We start from the raw sequence: 18779 nt of genomic DNA on the forward strand, positions 1-18779 counted from the left end.
CCGCTCACCTCGCGAACGATCCCTCGCGCGCGGCTGTCTCGGCAACACAGCCTCGACAGCGCGCGCCACTTAAAAGGGTGAGAGTGTTTCGAAGGTGGACATAACAGCACTTTCGTGCGATTACAACCCCCGATTCGTAGACGCGAAACGGCCGGGACGACGGGATTGGGCCATCCGCACCTTTTAAACGGGGGATCGCCTACCAGCCGCCGTGATCGTCGTCGCCACCGAGGACTTCGAACTGTACCACGAGGCGGTCTCCGCGTTGCGGGAGCGCGGCGTCACGTTTACGACCGTCCAGCCGGGCGATCCGCTCCCGGACGGAACCACTGTCGTGCTCACCGGGCGCGACGACGACCTGGATCCCGCGGCGGTTTCGTTCACCGGGGAGCGGGAGTCGCCGCCCGAGATCGTTTGCATCGATCCCGAGGACGTACGAGGCGGGATCGAGGAGGCGCTCTCGATCCTGCGCGGGAACGGCGAACGCACGGTTGTCGGGATCGATTCCGGCCCACGACCTGGGGTGGTAGTCCTGTCGGGAAAGACCGTTGTCGCTGCGTTTTCGGTGCCGATTAGCGACGTCGTCGAACTGGTCGCCGAGGAGCTTTCGGACGTCGCAGATCCGGTCGTGCGCGTCGGTGACGGCGACCGTCTCAAAAGTGCCCGGATCGTGAACGAACTCGCGGAGCTGGAGGGCGTCGAGATCCAACTCGTCGATGAGACCGGAACCACCCCCTATCTCGGTGCCGGCGCTCGTGGCGCCTCCGACGTGCTCGCGGCAGTCAACATCGCACTGCGGGAGGGAGAACCCGTCTCGTCTCGGGAGATCGAACCCACTCCCGGCGAACTCAAGCGCATCAAGACCGCCTCCCGGGAGCAATCCGCGGGGGATCGGACGATCGACGAGGAACTCGCCCGCAGGGTCGCGGGCGGCGAGTTGACGATCGAAGAGGCGCTACAGCGCCATCGAGAACGGGACGCGACGTGATCACTGCCGCGTACTGTGAAGTCGTGTCAGGTTTTCGTTCGAAATTACTGTCATTTCCTTCCTCGTGAAGGTCCGAATAGTTATCTCGGACACTCACCTACGAACATCATGGTATTAGATAACGTGAAACATAGCGCTGCGGACGGACCCCTCGGTGACATCGCGTATCTCGTCCGTTCCGACCACCGCGTTTCGGTACTCGTGGTGCTTTCGGACTGCCCACAGGGCAGAGACGAACTCTGCGAGAGGACCGACGTTTCGTCGTCAACGATTCGACGAACCCTGGGTGAGTTCGAAAAACGCTCCTGGGTCTGCAAGAACGGACACCAGTACGAAGCCACGCAACTGGGGTCGTTCATCGCCGAGGCGATGCAGGTGCTGATAGACCGGGTCGAAACGGAGCGAAAGCTGCGCGACGTCTGGCACTGGCTTCCCGAGGAATTCGGAGAGCTTTCCGTCGAAACGTGGCCGGATCTCCGGGTGACTGTCGCCGAACCCGACTTCCCGTATCGACCGATAAACCGGTTCGAGTCGCTTCTCCAGGGAACGACCCGGTTTCGCTGTCTCCGTCCCGAGGTCTCCCTGATGGAACCGTGCTTCGGGCTTCTCTTTCAACTGCTTGACGACGAAGCGAACATCACGCTGATCGACAGACGGGCGTGTCATGCGTACTTTCTTTCGACGTATCCCGAGCGGAGTGCAGAGATGATCCAACGGGACACGTTCACCGCCCTGGAGCACGACCGGCTTCCCTCACACGGCATCGGCCTTCTCGATGACCGAGTTACCATCAGCTGCTTCGAGAAGGGCAGCGGGACGGTCCGGGCGTTGATCGACACCGATTCACAGGAGGTCCGAGAGTGGGCCGAATCCATCTATGCGTCGTACAGGGCGGATGCCCGGCCGATAGACAGTCAACAGATCGTCGGATAACGATTCCAGTCGGTTCCAGTGACCTTCCGGGTTTCGGGACCCGACCTGCCGCAGTTCCGTTGTCACCGCCGGGCGTCCGTCTCGACGCCGGCACGCCGCTCGGCTCGACGGACGACTTCCCGCGTCGCGAGCCCGGTCTCATCGGCGACAGCGGCGGCGTCGTCGTACTCGGCGCTCGCGTCGTACACCTCGCCGTCGACCGTGCTCGCGATCTTGACGCCGACCTCGTAGCTCTCGCCGTCGATCTCCAGCTCGACAGTCTCGTGTCGCCTGTTTGCGACCCACCGGTGGCCGGCGCCGTGCTCCCGGACGCCGAGCGTCCCGGTCTCGATCGCGAGCGCGCGGGCCACCCGACGGGCGTCCCCCGGCCGGCAGATCACTTTCACCAGGTGGCCCGGACGAGATTTCTTCATCGTCGTCGACACCACCGAGACGTCGAGCGCCCCCGCCTCTCGAAGTCGCTCGTGGAGCCCCCCGAGCGTCTCCGGCGTCGCGTCGTCGAGGTTCGTCTCCAGGACGGTGATCTCCTCGCGCCGGAGCCGACCGGCCGCCGCTCCGATCACCGCTCGGAGCACGTTCGGTCGGTCGGTGAGGTCCGCGTCCCCGGCGCCGAACCCCGATCCGGTCACCGAAAGCTCCGGAAGCGTGTCGACCCCGTCGGCGAAGTGGGCGAGGATCGCCGCCCCCGTGGGGGTGAGGAGCTCCCGATCGACGGGACCGCCGACGAGTCGCCAGTCGGCACGCTCGGCCAGTTGGACGACCGCGGGTGCCGGAACCGGATACGTGCCGTGGCTCGTGGACACCTCCCCGCCGCCCGCAGAAACCGGTGTCGTCACGACGCGATCCGCTCGGAGATCCGCAAACAGTAGGCTGGCGCCGACGACGTCTGCGATCGCGTCGTCGGCGCCTACCTCGTGAAAGTGGACGTCGGTGACGTCGACGCCGTGGATCGCCGCCTCCGCCTCGGCGAGGAGCTCGAAGACCGAACGGGCGTCGCGCTCGACCTCCTTCGACAGGTTCAGGCCCTCGACGATTTCGACCACCTCGTCGTAGCTCCGCGAGGGGCCGTGTCCCTCCGCGTGCCCGGGGTCGGATTCGTCGTCGTGTTCCAGCAGGACGTCGACGGCGGTCGCCGTGACTCCCGACTTCGTCACCCGGGAGACGTCATACTCGATCGGAAGCCGCTCCTCGACCGGGGCGAGTGCGTCACGGTCGGCCCCCGCCGCGAGCAGCGCACCGAGGATCATGTCGCCGGCGGCGCCGGTCCGACCGTCGAACGCGAGTATCATGCCGTCGCGGCGACGCGCTCGACACCGATCGTGACGGTCACGCCCTCGACGTCCCATTCCTCGGCGAGGTCATCCGCTTCATTCGGGGTGTCGAGCCACGCCTCGGTTCTGGTCTCCTCGGCGACGAACTCCAGGTGGCGATCGACCAGTTTTGCGATCCGGTCGTCCTCGATTTCGAACCCGACGCGGATGGGCTCCTCGACGTCGAGATCCAGCTCCTTGCGCATCTCCTGGATCCGTCGGATCACGTCACGGGCGTAGCCTTCCGCCTCGATCTCCTCGGTGAGCGTGGTGTCGACGTAGACGGTGCCCCCGTCGAAGTCGGCCGCCGAGACGTTTTCCGGCGGTTCGGCGACGTACTCGACCATCTCCTCGTCGAGTTCGACCATCTCACCGTCGATTTCGACACCCGACTCTATCTCCTCCCGCGTGGCGCCGTCGACCGTCTCCATCACTGACTGTGCGTCCGCTCCGAACGCCGGGCCGATTGCGCCCATCTGTGGTTCGGCGCGCTCGATCAGTTCGTCGAACGTCCCCACCACCTCGATCCGTCGGGCGTTGACCCGCTCTTCGAGAAGCTCCGAAAGCGACGCGACCGCCTCCCGGACCGCCTCGGTCTCGCTTTGGACGACGACCCGGGTGACCGGCCACCGGAGCTTCCGCCCGCCCTGCTGTCGGGCGGTCGCGGCTGCCTCCTCGACGCGTCGGAGGACCTCGATCTCGCCTTCGAGTTCGGGGTCGTGCCAGCCGTCGTCGGGCGTCGGATACGACAGGGCGTGCACCGTCGTCTCGCGCCCGTCGAGCGTCTGGTACATCCGTTCGGTGAGGTACGGGACGAACGGCGCCAGCAGGCGAATCGTCTCCGAGAGCACGGTTACGAGCGTGGCGTACGCCCCCCGCTTGCTTGCGGAATCGGACTCTTCCCACATCCGCTCGCGGACTGCCTTCACGTAAAAGCGGGAGACGTCCTGGGTGACGAACTCCACGACGGCGTTGAGTGCGTCGTGGGGAGCGTACTCCTCCCAGGCGTCTTCGACCTCGCCTTCGAGTGATTGTAGCCGGGAGAGTACCCACAGATCGACGGTCAAGAGATCGACATCTTCCCCGAGAGCGTCCGGTCCCGACTCCGGAAGCTGGAGGTCGGCCACGTCGTAGCCGTCGAGTCGCATGTACGGCAGCGGGAAGCGGAACACGTTCCAGAAAATGTTCAGCTTCCGCTCGGTCTCCGAGAGGCCGTCCCACTCGAAGGCGAGATCCTCGCCGTGCTGGTTGTGCGACAGCAGATACGCTCTGAGGGGATCCCGACCGGCCCGGTCGATCGCCTCTTCGGGTGTGACGATGTTCCCCAGCGACTTCGACATCTTCCGGCCGTCGCTGTCGTTGGCGAACCCGTGCATCAAAACGCGTTCGTAGGGAATCTCGCCCATCGCGGCCGTCCCCATCCCCAGCTGGGACCAGAACCACCCCCGTGTCTGGTCGTGTGCTTCGATGATGAGGTCGGCGGGCCACAGTTCCTCGAACGCCTCGGTCTCGCCCGGATAGCCGAGGGTTCCCCACGTGGCCACCGACGAATCGAGCCAGACGTCGAACACGTCTGGGATGCGCTGGTAGGTGGTCTCGCCTTCGGTGATCGTGATGTCGTCGACCGTCGGTCGGTGGAGGTCCACCTCGTCTGGATCGACATCCTGGTCAGCTCGGTTTGCAAGCTCCTCGCGGGAGCCGATCACGATGACGTCGTCCCCGTCGGGATCGATCGTCTCGACCTCGAGCCGTTCGGGGTCGCCTTCCGGCACCCAGATCGGGATCGGGATCCCCCAGTAGCGCTGTCTGGAGACGTTCCAGTCTGGGGCGTCCTCGATGAAATCCCGGAAGCGATTGTCCCGTGCCCACTGGGGGTGCCACTCCGACTGCTCCATGTTCTCCAGGAGGTCGTCCTTGATGTCGGTAATCGAGATGAACCACTGGTCGGTAACGAGCTGGACAATCCCGGTGTCACACCGCCAACAATGGCCGTAGGAGTGCTCGTACGTCTCGTCGGCCAGAAGCAGCCCCTTCCCGTCGAGGTCCGCCCGGATCCCCTCGTTGGCGTCGCGGACGAACTCGCCGGCGTAGTCGCCGGCCAATTCTGTGAACTTGCCGTCTGGACCCACTGGACAGAATATCTCGAGATCGAGCTCCTGTCCGCGCTCGAAGTCCTCCTCGCCGTGTCCGGGTGCAGAGTGTACGAGTCCCGTCCGATCGGCTTCCACGTAGTCGGCGAGATAAACGGTCCCGGCCCCTTCGAAGTCGGGGTGGTCGGGCACCTCATCCGACAGCGGATGGTCGTACTCCCAGCCGACGAGGTCGGCGCCGTCGAACTCCTCGCGAACCTCGTAGGAGTCGTATCGCCCCTTCCGAAGCACGTCCTCGACGCACGATTCGGCGACGTACAGGAGTTCAGTTTCACCGTCAGTCGTCGCCTCGACAGCCTGGTAGGTGAGCTCCTCCCCGACCGCGACGAACGTGTTCCCGGGGATCGTCCACGGCGTCGTCGTCCAGATGACGAGATATCCCTCGCGACCGGACAGGGGGAACTTCACGTAGATCGAGGGATCCTCGACCTCTTCGTACTCGACCTCGTTGTTTGCAAGCGCCGTCTCACACCGGGGACACTGCGAGATCGAACGCTTCCCGCGCTCGACGAGCCCGCGTTCGGCCACCTGCTGGAACCCCCACCAGGCGGCCTCCATGTACTCCGGCGACACTGTCTTGTACGGGTCCTCCCAGTCCATCCAGGCGCCGATCGACTGGAAGTCTTCGTTCATCGCCTCGAGGTTACGCTCGGCGAACGACTTGCACTCCTCGATGAACGCCTCCATCCCGTACTCTTCGATGTCGCGCTTCGACTCGAATCCGAGTTCCTCCTCGACTTTCACCTCGATCGGCAGGCCGTGCATGTCGTATCCCGGTCGGTCGGTGACGTCGTAGCCGCTCATCCGCTTGTACCGGATGACGGCGTCCTTCAGGGTCTTGTTCCAGGCGGTTCCGAGATGCATCTGGCCGCTGGTGTACGGCGGGCCGTCGACGAAAAAGAAGGCGGGGTCGTCGGCGTGAGCCTCCTTTGCCGCCTCGTAGGCGTCGTGTTCCTCCCAGTACGACTCGACCGCGGGCTCGACGTCCGCGGGCGTGTACTGGTCCTCGACTGTGTCGTCCATACCTGTTTCGTATAGACCGGTATATATCAAAACGGTGGTCCCGTGGCGCCGGCACCCCGCGAGCGTTCCTCGGGGTCACAATGCTGCTATCCGAAATCCGGGAGGTCGTCCGGGGCGTCGTAGGCGGCCTCCCAGTCGATGTACTCCTCCTTGAGGACCTCACAGACGATCTGTCCGAGTTCGGTGAGCCCCGCGTTGATGCCGGAAACGGTTCCCCAGGAATCGAGATCCGGATGCAGGTCGCGGTGTTTCCAGTCTTCCGGGAGTCCAGGGGCGTGATACCCGACGCGATCGGCGAAGTCGTCCCAAAAGAAGTCGTACTCCCGTATCAACCCCAGATCGAGGACGATCTGCCACTCCGGTTCGGTCAGGTCGCTGGAGGCGGCCCATTCCTCGAAGGCGTCCTCCCAGGCACCCTCCCGGAGGAGCTGTTCGAGTTCGGTCCGGCGGTAGTCGGTGTCGCCGACGATCTCCGCGTCGTCGTACTGGTTTGGATCGATCTCTTCGAGTTCGGGCGGTTCCGGGGGTTCGACGTCGAGAGTCATACCGTCCAGTGGGTTCCGAGACACTAAAAGACGGTCGCCAGGGACGGATCTCGGGGGAATCCCTACCGGTCTCGGGCGAGGATTTACCCGCTACGAGTACGATGAGAGCACATGAAAAATACCCGACGGGGGTTCCTCGCTACGGCCGGCACGGTTGCGATCGCAGGCTGTACGAGCCCGGCGACCGAAATCGGCCCGGACGACGATCCGAACGGGAACGAATCGGCCACCGGCGAGGGCAACCTAACGGAGGTGGCCGACGAAGGGGACGACTCGGAGACGTACACGGCCGTCGCCGAGAGCGTCTCGCAATCCGTTGTCAGGGTACAGATTTACGAGGACGGAATCGAGGCGGGCCAGGGATCGGGGTTCCTCCACCGCGGCCACGTCGTCACGAACGAACACGTGGTCTACGGCGGCGACACCGTTCGGTTGCAGTACGCCGATGGTGCCTGGTACGAGGCTGACATCGTCGGAACGGATCCGTACAGCGATCTGGCGGTACTATCGCCCGGGCGGGACCTGGAAGCGGCTGCAGCTCCGTCCGAACTGGAACTGGTCGACCGGACCCCGGACATCGGGACTGAAGTACTGGCGTTCGGCGCACCGTTCGGGCTCGGGGGCTCGGTGACCCAGGGCATCATAAGCGGTCGGAACCGGTCACTACCAGCACCGAACGACTACCAGATCCCGGACGCGGTCCAGACTGACGCCGCGGTGAATCCGGGCAACAGCGGGGGCCCCCTCGTCACGCTCGATCAGGAGGTCGCCGGCGTGGTTACTGCGACACGCGGGGAGAACGTCGGGTTCGCGGTGTCGGCGCCGCTTTCCGACCGTATCGTTCCGTCGCTCATCGAGGACGGCGAGTACGAACACTCCCGACTGGGCGTACAGGTCCGACCGGTCACGCCAACGGTCGCGGAGGTGAACGACCTCGAGGAGGTTCGCGGCGTCTACGTCGTCGAAGTTGTTTCGGACGGGCCTGCCGACGGGGTTCTCGAAGGGGCGACTGACTCCGAGACGGTCGGTGGGCAGTCGATCCCGACCGGCGGGGACGTGATCGTCGGTTTCGAGGACACCGAGATCGCCACGAACGAGGACCTCGCGCGGTTCCTGGCGCTCGAGACGTCCCCGGGCGAAACGATCGACGTGCACGTGATCCGCGACGGCGAACGCGTGACCGAATCGCTCACGCTGGGCACCCGCCCCCCGGCACGGTAGGCGGCGTCGATTTCCGGGCGAAACGGCGTCACTCAGATTCGAGCCTGTCGACGACGTCTTCGAGTTGTCGCCGGCGCTCCGCTTTCGCCCGGTCGCGAAGCGACTCCTCTTCCGTCGTCGGACACTCGAGGTTCGGGACCGGCGTCGGAACACCGTCGTCGTCGAGCGCGACGAACGTAAAAAACGAGGTAGTAGTTTGCCGTCGTTCGTCCGTTCGGGGATCCTCAGCCCGGACCTCTACGCGAACGTCGAGACTCGTCCGTCCGGTGTTGAACACGTAGCCTTCGATGATGGCGACCTCGCCCAGATCGATCGGACTGATAAAGTCGACGTGGTCCATCGAGGCGGTCACTACGCCCCGGTTTGCGAACCGCATCGCCGCGATTGCGCCACAGACGTCCATCCAGTGGAGCACGACGCCGCCGAGTGCCCGTCCATAGGTGTTGGTGTCGTTCGGCAGCAGGATCTCGGTCATCTCCGTGTGTGACTCCGCGAGTGTTGCCGTCTCGTCCATGCTGTAAACTTTCGAGGACGGACGCAAGAAAGTAGGCGTCGGCGGGTGGGATCCACCTAGCCTGCCGTGGCCCGTGGGAGCTACTGCTCGTCGGATTCGTCGTCGGGGTCGTCGGGATCCAGATCACCCAACTCCTCGGAGGGGTCGTTTCCGAACGGTCCGTCGTCGAACGTGTCTCCTCCGAACTCTTCCTCGCCGAACTCCCCGAACTCCTCGTGGTCGTCGAACGGATCACCGGCCTCTCCGAAGGGGTCTCCGCCGGGCATTCCCTCCTCGTCGCCAGCCGGGGCGAGTTCCTCCGGGGGACGCCCCGCCTCGTCGATGATCTCGTCGCTTACGGTGATCGTACAGTCGACCCTGACCGCGAGCGCGATCGCATCGCTCGGGCGCGCGTCGAAGACGAACGGCTCTGGTTCCCCGTTTTCGTATCGCTGTGCGTCCACTTTCGCATAGAAGGTTCCGTCCGAGAGGTCGTCGATCCGGATCCCGTCGACCGCGCCGCCGAACTCGGTGACCATCTCGACCATCAGGTCGTGTGTCAGCGGCCGTTCGAACGGCTCCCCAGAGAGGGCGAGACGGATCGAGTCGGCCTGGTCGTGCGTGACAAATATCGGCAAGTACTCCTCGCGGACGTCGAGCACGATCGCCGGAATACGGCTCCCTTCGGGGCCGAGTCCGACGCCGATCCCTTCCACTTCGGCCTCGTGGTCCATGTTCCCGACTTGGGCAGGGAAGTATGAATAGCTGTTCCCCGCAGACCGAAACGCATCAGCCGTGTCGCCCCCTGTCAGGGCCAGCCGTACCGCGACCCGAGATACTGGATCGCGAACACTGCAAGGAGAACACTCAACCCGCCGAGGAAGAACACGACCCCTGGCGGCAGCGCGGAGAACGTTCCCTCCGCGAGGGCCGACACCTGATCGGCCGCAGTCGTGTAAAACTCGGCGTCCTCGGCGGCACGTTCGGCGACCTCTTCTGCTTCCGGAACCGGCGTCTCTTCGGGTGCCGGCGTCTCAGTCGGTTCCTCTTCGGGCTCTTCGGCGACCGCAGGCCCGACGTCGTCGTCGGCGGTATCGACGTCGTCGACGGTCGGCACGATGCCGGGGGGATCGGTCGCGAGCATCGCGTGGGCGACGGCGCTCGCGGCCGCGAGCGCCCCGATCCCGCCGAGCAGCCGGGTGAGGGCCGTCTTCAACCCGGTGCTTTCGGCTTCTCGCCCGGCGAAAAGCACCAGCGGTTGATCCGACGGCGCGTACACGTTCATCTCTCTGCCTTTCTCGGAGTACACCGTGTCGACGACGTCGACGAGGTCGGCGTCTTCGAGTTTACCGATGTGGTACTGCGTGTTCTGGAGGGTGGTGTCGACCCGGTCGGAGAGTTCGGAGGGCGTCCCCGGTTCCTCGTGCATTTCGGTGAGCAGGGCGCGGGCGGTGTCAGAGGAGAGCGCAGCGATCAGGTCGTCGGCGTCGTCGCTGTTGACGCCGACGACGCGGGGGTCTCCGTCCGACGGCTGTGGGTCGGTGCGGGAGGGCAACAGCCGGGACATACCCGACCGGAGGAGACGGGGGTACACAAATCTTCTCCCTTTTTGCGCCCGCTCGGCGCCTTTTCCCGGTATTAATTTATATATTTCCGGGAGAGAATCGGCGTGTGATTCCGACGCCACGACTCACACGGCAGACAGTCGGACTGTTCCTCGGCCCGGCATCGTTTCTCCTCCTGTACGTCGGGAACCCCTTCGGGCTTGATCCGGCGGCGACGGCTGTCCTCGCTGGAACCGCCTGGGTAGTCTTCTGGTGGGTGACAGAGGCGCTTCCGATCCCCGTGACGTCCTTGCTTCCGATTGTCCTGTTCCCGATGACTGGCGTCATGTCCGTCGGGAACGCGACTTCCCCCTACGCCGATCCGATCGTCTTCCTGCTTTTGGGTGGGTTTCTCATCGCGCTCGCCATCGAGCGGTGGAACCTCCATCACCGCCTGTCGCTTCTGATCATCTCCGGAGTCGGGACGAGCGGAAACCGGCTGGTCCTCGGGTTCATGGGCGCGACTGCGGTGTTATCGATGTGGATATCGAACACTGCCACCGCGATGATGATGGTGCCGATCGGCGCGGCGGTGATCGTCGAACTCACGTCGATCGGCGGCCGTCGCAAGCCACCGATCGACCGGGACGACATCGTGGACCCGAACGATCCACACGATGTCGACGGCGAATTGCTTCACAACGTCGACATCGACCCCGAAGAGCTACCCAACACAGCGTTCGGGATCGCGTTGATGCTCGGGATCGCCTACGGCGCCTCGATCGGCGGCGCGGCGACGCTGATCGGGAGCCCGCCGAACGCCGTCCTCGCGGGCGTCGCCGCCTCCAATCTCGGGGTCGACATTGGCTTCCTCGAATGGATGCTCGTCGGGGTGCCACTCGCGACGGTCTTTCTGTTCGTCACGTGGGGGATCCTGGTGGCGCTCTTACGACCGACGATCGACAGACAGCCCGGTCGGGAGGACGTCATCGACGAGCAGCTCGCGGAACTGGGATCGATGACTACAGGGGAGCGTCGGGTGCTTGCGGTGTTCGGGCTCGTTGCCGCCGCTTGGATTTTGCGGCCGTTTCTGCTTCAACCCACCTTTCCGATGCTCACAGACGCCGTTATCGCAATTGCCGGCGCCGTCCTCGTGTTCCTGGTTCCCGTCGACGGGAATCGACTCCTCGACTGGGAGTACACTACCCGCGTCCCGTGAGGGGTTTTGCTCCTTCTCGGCGCGGGCTTTTCGATCGCACGCGGCTTCCAGGAGAGCGGGCTCGACGAAACCGTCGCCGACGCGATCGCCGGACTCGGGATCACCGAACTCGCTGTGATGATCCTCCTGATCGCCTCAGTCGTTGTCGCGCTCACCAACGTCACGTCGAACACCGCCACGGCCTCGCTTTTCATGCCGATCACACTGTCGATCGGGATCGCGATCGGCGTCGCACCGCTGACGCTGATGGCGACGGCGGCGTTCGCCGCCTCCTTCGCCTTCGTGTTGCCGGTCGCGACGGCACCAAACGCGATCGTCTTCGGCAGCGGCTATCTGACGATCCCAGAGATGGCAAAGGTCGGGCTCGCGATCACGCTTCCTGCGATCCTGGCGATCTCGGCGTTCGCGATCTGGTGGATCCCGATGGTGTGGTCGTGAGGCTGCGTCATCGCTCTCGACTGTCCCACACCGCGGCGGCCTCTACTTCGTTCCGTCACTGGAGTGGAGTATAGCTGACCCGCATCAGACGCCGGCGAGGCGCGCGAGCCCGCGAACTCCGCTCGCGGCGGCGATCAAAAGTGCCACGTACGCCACATTGCCGACAGCGGCTGCCAGCAGAAACTGTCCCGACGGATACCCACCGAGCCCGGCCGGAATGGCCATCACGCCCCGTATTCCCGGCACCAGGTTCGAGACGGCGACGGCCCAGCCGCCGTAGGCATCGAAGTAGCGCTCGACGATGGCGAGCCGGCGATCGCCGACCCGGCGCTCGACGGTTTCTGGGATCCGATCGAGTCCCGGAACCGTCCGCCTGATCCCGAACAGTTCCGACGCGTCCTCGTCGAAGCCGCGAGCGAGCGTCCACTGTCCCAGCGTCGCCGCGACTGTGACGGCTCCCCCCAGGAGCGCAAGTTTCGGCCACGAGGGGACCGTCGCCGCGACGTAGCCGACGAACACCAGCGGGGGTTGCAATATCTTCCCGACGAACATCCCCTCGAAGTAAAAAAGGATCACGAGCGCCGGACCGCCGACTGCGACTGCGAAGGCGAGCGCACGGCCAGCGAGGTCCAACTCCAGTGGCACGGGTTACCTGCAGGCGGAGTGTCCGACGTCGTCGCTCATTCGTTTTCGGGACTGCTTGGATGATAGTCGGTGTCGTACTCTCCCGGCCTGTCGTCGAGACGGTCGGGGTTGATCCGTCCGGAAAGCAGCATGAAATCCAGGATCGTGAGGTTCACCATCGCCTCCACGACCGGAACCGCACGCGGCGGCAGTGACGGATCGTGCCGGCCGACGACCTGGATTTCTTTTTCCTCCCCGGTTTCCCAGTCGGCGGTTCGCTGCGTTTTGGGGATCGACGTGGGTGCGTGTAGCGTCACCTCGCCGGTGATCGGTTGGCCGGTTGTGATCCCGCCCTGCAGGCCCCCGTGATCGTTGCCGACCGGCACCGGGTCGCCCTCTTCGCTTACGATCTCGGGATGTGATTCCCCGTCGTCGAACGTCCAGTCGTCGTTCCGTTCGGAACCGGTGACTGACGCCGCCTCCCGTCCCAGCCCGAACTCGAAGGCGGTCGTGGCCGGAACCGACAGCAGTGCCTGTCCCAGCCGTGCGGGGAAGCCGTCGAACCGCGGGGCGCCCAGCCCGCGAGGCACCCCGCGTGCTTCGAACTGGACGGCGCCACCGATCGAGTCACCCTCCTTCTGGTACTGTTCGATCGCCTCGCGCATCCGGGCTGCCGTCTCGGGGTCGGCACAGCGGACCTCGTTTTCCTCGCTGTGTTCCAGCAGCTGTTCGAAGCTCACGTCGGGCGCCTCGATGTCGCCGATTCGGTTGACGTGAGCTTTCACCCGAACATCGTACTCGCTCTGTTCGAGGACCGCCTCTGCGACGGCGCCAGCGGCGACCCAGTTTACGGTTTCGCGTGCCGAGGACCGACCGCCGCCGCCCCAGTTTCGGCTGCCGAACTTTGCCGAGTACGTGTAGTCACCGTGGGAGGGACGTGGTGCCGTCACGTACGGCTCGTACTTGCCCGATCGGGCGTCCTTGTTCTGGATCACCATCCCGATCGGTGTGCCGGTGGTGTAGCCGTCCTGGAGCCCGGAGTTGATGACGACCTCGTCGGGCTCCCCTCTGGAGGTGGTGATCATCGACTGACCGGGTTTTCGCCGGTCGAGTTCCCGCTGGATGCGCTGTTCGTCGAGTTCGACGCCGGCGGGACAGCCCGAGACGGTGACGCCCATCGCCGGTCCGTGGCTCTCGCCGTATGTAGTGACCTGGAACAGTCGGCCGAACCGATTTCCGTTCATTACCTCTTGTGGGGGCCCCCGGGTTAAATGCGTTTGACCTCGAGCGTTTTCTGCCTCGCGTGAACTCGCTTCGCTCGTCGACCACTCGTCGACCACTCGTCGACCACTTCGAAAAACTCGGTCGATAAGCCCGGTGGCTCGTCCCTTCGATTACTCGTCGTTCGAGGAGTTCGACGGGATCCCCCGAGCGCATCACTTCGAACGTTCCACCGACGCGCCCAGATCGTACAGCGCATCGAAGAACCCCGGGAACGAGACGTCGACGTGTTCGGCCCCTCGGACGGTGGTCGTCCCTTCTGCCACGAGCCCGGCGACAGCAAGCGCCATCACGAGCCGGTGGTCGCCGCGTCCGTCGACGGTCGCACTCGATAGCTCGCTTTCGCCGCCGGCGATCGTCAGAACGTCGGGCTCTTCAGTTACCTCCGCACCGAGTTTCTCCAGCTCTTCGGCCATCGCCGTCACCCGGTCGGTCTCCTTGTACCGGACGTGTTCGCAGTTTTCGATCCGGGTTTCCCCGTTTGCGACGGCCCCCAGCGTCGCGATCGTCGGCAGCAGATCCGGGGTGTCGCCGACGTCGACCGTCACGCCCGACAGCGGGGATCGCTCGACCCGGACGTGGCCGTTGTCTCGGTCCCACTCGATCGTCGCCCCCATCCGATCGAGCACGTCGACGATCGCGGCGTCACCCTGTGCGCTCGGGTGCGCGCCGGCGACCAGAACCGCTTCGCCCTGCTCGGCCGCGACTGAACCGGCTGCGAGGAGATACGACATCGACGAGAAGTCGCCCGGAACCGAGTACTCGCCGTCCGTCGGTTCGTAGGACTGTCCACCCGGAACCTGGAACCCGTCTGCGCCCGCACTCGCGATGTCGCCGTCCTCGATACCTCCGATCACGTTCACTGACACACCGAACGCGTCGAGCACGTCGAGGGTGATGTCGACGTACGGCGCCGACTTCAGCTCGGTTGTCAGTTCGATGTCGACCCCTTCCTCGGTCACCGCTCCGGCCATCAAAAGCGCAGTGACGTACTGCGAGGAGACGTCACCCGGGATCGACACCGCGCCGCCGTCGGTCGGCCCGAACACGACCAGCGGTGCCTGTCCGTTCCTCCGGGTGCTCTCGGCTCTCGCTTCCAGCTGTTCGAGGGCGTCGAGCAGCGGACCCTGGGGGCGCGATCGGAGTGAGGCGTCCCCGGTTAGAACTGTACCGCCGTCGGCGAGGCCGGCTGTCGCCGTCGTCAACCGCATCGTCGTCCCCGAGTTCGCACAGTCGATGACATCCGACGGCACGTCAGGTCGGCTGCCGAAACCGTCCACGTCGAGTGTCCCGTCTTCCCTTCGGGACGCGCGATCGACTGTGCCGCCGTACCGCTCGACAGCGCGAGCCGTGGCTTTCGTGTCGGCGCTCCACAGTGGGTTTCGAACCAGTGCGCCGGCGCTGTACCCGGCCGCGAGGATCGCCCGGTGGGTGTAGCTCTTGGACGGCGGGGCGCGTACCCGTCCGGAGACGGTCGACTGGGTGACGTGTGCGTCCATGTCGCTATTCTCCACCGGACGGAGGAAAGGGGTTCCGGCCGCGGCCAGGTTTCCGATCCGATGCGTGAAGGCTCTTCGATCCGATGCGTGCAGTCTCTTCGATTCGATGCTCGTTTCGTTCGTCCCCGGGCTATTTGCTGGAACGACAGGTACCGTTTGTATGGTACAGACTGTCCTGGTCCCGATAGAAGGGGCACCCCTCTCCATGAAAGCACTCGAGGTCGCGCTGACGGACTATCCCGAGGCCGATATCGTCTTCTGCCACGTTATGGACCCGATCGGATCGGGACTCAGTCTCATCGACGTCATGAGGCCGACGTTCGACGACGGAGCGCCGCCAGGATCTGTCTCGCCCGAGTACTGGCGCGAGTGGCACGAGAAAGCCACGTCGAAGGCCGAGACGGTCTTCGAGGAGGCACGAAACATCGCCGGCGATCACGGCGAACGCGTCGAAACCGTTCTGGAGTTCGGTGATCCGGACGAAGTAATCCTCGAATACGCCGAGGAAAACGACGTCGACCGTATCGTCATGGGGAGTCACTGTCGCTCGGGTGCAGAGCGGTTCCTCGTCGGAAGCGTCGCTAAGAGGGTGGTTAGGCGTGCACCAGTACCCGTTGTGATCGTGAAATAGTGCGAGCCACCAGTGTCAGTACTGCTCGAACAAGCGATCCTGGATTTTCACAAATATCGCCATGATCAGCGCGAACAGGACAGTAACAATAGCGATCTGGGCCCAGTGGACGAGGCCGAGCGGCGCAACACCGAACAGGAACTGGCCGACGGACGTGTAAAGCACTAACAATTGCAACGCGATTGCGACGCCTACCGCGGCCACGAGCCAGCGATTCGAAAGGATTCCGAGCCCGTACCGGTATCTGATTGCCTGTATGCGTACGATTTCGAAGACAACCAGCCCGGTGAACACCATTGTCTGGGCGAGTTCTCGTCCGGGATCGTACGTCGGGCTCCATCCGAAGAGGGCGTCAGTTACGTCGTATCCAGGGATCAACTCGCCGTAGAAGTTGAGCGTGAAGAGCGGAAGCAGACAGATCGTCATGAATATCGCTATTCCGACGATGGAGGTGACGATTCTGTCTGTGATGACGCCTTCGTCCCGCGGTCGCGGATCGCGATCCATGATGTCTTTTGCCGCCGGATCAATCCCGATCGAGAGTGCAGGAATACCGTCCGTAACGACGTTGATCCAGAGGATCTGGATCGGTGTTATAACGAGTCCGAGTCCCAGCATCGATCCGGTGAATACCATCGTCACCTCGCCGCCGTTACCGGAAAGGAGGTAGTTTACGAATTTGCGGACGTTGTCGAAGATGCGTCGTCCCCCTTTTACCGCATCCCGGATCGTCGCGAAATTGTCGTCGAGAAGGACGATGTCGGAAGCCTGCTCGGTAACGTCCGTGCCGCGACGGCCCATCGCGATGCCGACGTCGGCGTTTTTTACCGCTGGCGCGTCGTTGACACCGTCCCCGGTCATCGCGACGGTGTGTCCCTTCGCCTGGAGCGTCTGGAGGATTCGAGTCTTGTGCTCGGGCGAGGTTCGCGCGAAAATATCCACTTCTGCTACGACCTCGGCGAGTTCCTCGTCGCTCATATCATCGAGTTCGGGGCCGGTAACGACACGTGTCGGGCGCAATCCGATTTCCTCTCCGACGGCTCGAGCGGTGACTGCGTTGTCACCGGTGACCATCACCACGTCGATCCCGGCGTCGAGACATCCCGCGATCGCCTCCGGGACCTCGGGTCGGGGTGGATCGAGCATTCCCTGTAATCCCAGAAATACCATCTCCTGCTCGAGGTCTTCGTCCGGTGACTCGATCTGTGACTCCGGGAGGTCGGTTCGGAAGGCAAAGCCCATGACGCGCAATGCGTCTTCTGCGAACGCTTCGGTCCGGGTCTCGATCGCTGCTCGACGGTCAGCCGTCAACTCGGTCACTTCACCATCGACGAGTTCGCGGTCGCAGCGCTCGAGAACGGTTTCCGGAGCTCCCTTCATGTAGGCGGCGGTCTCGCCGTTTGGCGTTCGGTGGACAGTCGTCATGCGCTTGCGGTCGGAGGTGAACTCGATCTCGCCGATTCTGGGGTACCTAGCGGCGAGATCTTCGTGGTCGAACCCGGCTTTCTGGGCGGCCACGAACAGCGCTATCTCGGTGGGATCCCCGAGATACGTTCTGCCATCCCGACTGTTGGACGCCTCGGTTTCGGGCTCACGTCTGCCTTCAGCACCTCGTTCGCGGGTGCCGATATCGACATTGTTACACAACATGCCACAGCGCAACACTTCAGCAACGCGACCGGTTTCTACCGGTTCACCCTCCTTTCGAAACTCACCGTCGGTGTCGTAGCCGGTTCCAGTCACCTCGAACACCTGTCGATCGGCGACGATCCGCTGTACTGTCATCTCCTCTTCGGTGAGTGTCCCCGTCTTGTCAGTACAGATGACGTCAACCGATCCCAGCGCCTCGACGATCGGCAGTCGTCGGACGAGCGCGTTCTGATCTGCCATCCGGCGCGCCCCGAGTGCGAGCGAGAGTGTCACGACTGCTGGGAGACCCTCGGGAACAGCTGAAACGGCGATCCCAACCGCCGTCAGGAACACCTGCAGTGGTTCCGTTTCGCCGACAGAGATCTCGACGAGCGCGATCACGGCGACTGCGCCGATGACGCCGAGCGCGATGATTTTCCCGAGGCGATCCATCTCGGCCTGGAACGGTGTTGCTCGTTCCTCGGCCTCCTCGAGCGCGGTCGCGATCTGCCCAATTTCGGACTCCGGACCGGTTTCGACAACGATCGCCGTCCCCGAGCCCCGTTCGACGACCGTGTCCTTGTACAGCATGTTCTTGCGTTCGGCCAGCGAGATCTCTTCCTCGACGGTACCGACCTCCTTCGAGACGCCGACGCTCTCGCCAGTCAGTGCGCTCTCGTCGACCCGGAGGTTGGACTCCTCGACGATCCGGGCATCGGCAGGAACGACGTCACCCGACTCGACGAAGATAACGTCTCCCGGCACGACTGTCCTGGCGTCTATTTCCCGTTTCTCTCCGTCACGTCGGACGATCGCGGCTCTTGTCGCCATTTCTGCGAGCGCTTGAATGCTCTGTTCGGCGCGATAGTCCTGAACGAATCCGAACAACGTGATGAAGATCACGATCGTAGCAATGACGCCAGCGTCGATCGTGTGTCCGACACCGGCCATCACGAACGCGGCGACGATCAAGACCCATATCAATGCCGAGGTGTACTGCTCGATGAGGATACGAAATGGGGAGATCCCCTCCTCGGCCACGATCTCGTTTGGACCCTCTTGCTCGAGACGAGTCCGAGCCTCAGCTTTCGACAACCCCTGATCCGATGTCTCGAGCGTCTCGTAGATTGAATCGATTGATCGCGAGTGCCAGTTACTGGTCGACTTTCGGCGGGATTGTTCGTCTCTCGAAGGCCCTGACACGTCTGTATACTCAATGGCGGACTGCTTGTATTCGACCGGAATTTTCGC

General features: G+C 64.0%; 13 protein-coding genes and 2 pseudogenes. 5 read left to right on the plus strand and 10 right to left on the minus strand.

The window, feature by feature from the left end:
- Positions 1–211: 211 nt before the first annotated feature.
- Positions 212–988: a hypothetical protein gene (locus AArcCO_RS06290; protein ID WP_259535745.1), complete on the plus strand. Its 777-nt coding sequence runs from the start codon at positions 212–214 to the stop codon at positions 986–988.
- A gap of 108 nt (positions 989–1096) precedes the next feature.
- Positions 1097–1921: a helix-turn-helix transcriptional regulator gene (locus tag AArcCO_RS06295; RefSeq protein ID WP_259535747.1), complete on the plus strand. Its 825-nt coding sequence runs from the start codon at positions 1097–1099 to the stop codon at positions 1919–1921.
- Positions 1922–1983: 62 nt separating this feature from the next.
- Here AArcCO_RS06295 and larC read toward each other — a convergent pair whose 3' ends face one another.
- From larC to AArcCO_RS06310, 3 genes are all read right to left on the minus strand, one after another.
- Entirely contained in the window at positions 1984–3210 is a 1227-nt protein-coding gene (gene larC, locus AArcCO_RS06300) for a nickel pincer cofactor biosynthesis protein LarC (RefSeq protein ID WP_259535749.1), read from the minus strand.
- Positions 3207–6404 carry an isoleucine--tRNA ligase gene (gene ileS / locus AArcCO_RS06305; RefSeq protein ID WP_259535751.1) on the minus strand — a complete coding sequence of 1066 codons (3198 nt, stop codon included), beginning with the start codon at positions 6402–6404 and terminating at the stop codon, positions 3207–3209. Before ileS ends, larC begins: the two co-directional genes overlap by 4 nt.
- Before the next feature lie 86 nt (positions 6405–6490).
- Entirely contained in the window at positions 6491–6949 is a 459-nt protein-coding gene (locus tag AArcCO_RS06310; protein ID WP_259535753.1) for a DUF7992 family protein, read from the minus strand.
- Between the two features lie 111 nt (positions 6950–7060).
- Here AArcCO_RS06310 and AArcCO_RS06315 point away from each other — a divergent pair, with 111 nt between their 5' ends.
- A complete protein-coding gene (locus AArcCO_RS06315) occupies positions 7061–8170 on the plus strand; it encodes a S1C family serine protease (RefSeq protein WP_259535755.1) in 1110 nt (369 codons plus the stop codon).
- A 28-nt stretch (positions 8171–8198) separates the two neighbouring features.
- Here AArcCO_RS06315 and AArcCO_RS06320 read toward each other — a convergent pair whose 3' ends face one another.
- The 3 genes and pseudogenes from AArcCO_RS06320 to AArcCO_RS06330 form a co-directional block, all read right to left on the minus strand.
- Positions 8199–8684: an acyl-CoA thioesterase gene (locus tag AArcCO_RS06320; RefSeq protein ID WP_259535757.1), complete on the minus strand. Its 486-nt coding sequence runs from the start codon at positions 8682–8684 to the stop codon at positions 8199–8201.
- Between the two features lie 296 nt (positions 8685–8980).
- A pseudogene (locus tag AArcCO_RS06325) lies at positions 8981–9397 on the minus strand (bifunctional nuclease family protein); the annotation flags it as partial.
- Positions 9398–9471: 74 nt separating this feature from the next.
- Positions 9472–10230 carry an ArsR/SmtB family transcription factor gene (locus tag AArcCO_RS06330; RefSeq protein ID WP_259535759.1) on the minus strand — a complete coding sequence of 253 codons (759 nt, stop codon included), beginning with the start codon at positions 10228–10230 and terminating at the stop codon, positions 9472–9474.
- 104 nt (positions 10231–10334) lie between these two features.
- Here AArcCO_RS06330 and AArcCO_RS06335 point away from each other — a divergent pair.
- A pseudogene (locus AArcCO_RS06335) lies at positions 10335–11864 on the plus strand (SLC13 family permease).
- 84 nt (positions 11865–11948) lie between these two features.
- On the opposite strand, the gene AArcCO_RS06340 reads toward AArcCO_RS06335, so the two are convergent.
- The 3 genes from AArcCO_RS06340 to aroA form a co-directional block, all read right to left on the minus strand.
- Positions 11949–12509, minus strand: a complete 561-nt coding sequence (locus AArcCO_RS06340) for a DedA family protein (protein WP_259535760.1) — start codon at positions 12507–12509, stop codon at positions 11949–11951.
- Positions 12510–12544: 35 nt separating this feature from the next.
- Positions 12545–13732, minus strand: coding sequence for a chorismate synthase (aroC, locus tag AArcCO_RS06345; protein ID WP_259535762.1), 1188 nt, complete (start codon positions 13730–13732; stop codon positions 12545–12547).
- A 192-nt stretch (positions 13733–13924) separates the two neighbouring features.
- Positions 13925–15268: a 3-phosphoshikimate 1-carboxyvinyltransferase gene (aroA, locus tag AArcCO_RS06350; RefSeq protein ID WP_259535764.1), complete on the minus strand. Its 1344-nt coding sequence runs from the start codon at positions 15266–15268 to the stop codon at positions 13925–13927.
- Positions 15269–15428: 160 nt separating this feature from the next.
- On the opposite strand from aroA, the gene AArcCO_RS06355 reads away from it, so the two are divergent.
- On the plus strand, positions 15429–15899 hold the full coding sequence (locus AArcCO_RS06355) for a universal stress protein (RefSeq protein ID WP_259535766.1): 471 nt from the start codon (positions 15429–15431) through the stop codon (positions 15897–15899).
- Between the two features lie 15 nt (positions 15900–15914).
- Here AArcCO_RS06355 and AArcCO_RS06360 read toward each other — a convergent pair whose 3' ends face one another.
- A complete protein-coding gene (locus AArcCO_RS06360) occupies positions 15915–18731 on the minus strand; it encodes a cation-translocating P-type ATPase (protein WP_259535768.1) in 2817 nt (938 codons plus the stop codon).
- Positions 18732–18779 lie beyond the last annotated feature (48 nt).

Origin of the sequence: Halalkaliarchaeum sp. AArc-CO, from assembly GCF_024972735.1 — an archaeon.
In the GTDB taxonomy this organism is placed as follows: Archaea; Halobacteriota; Halobacteria; order Halobacteriales; family Haloferacaceae; genus Halalkaliarchaeum.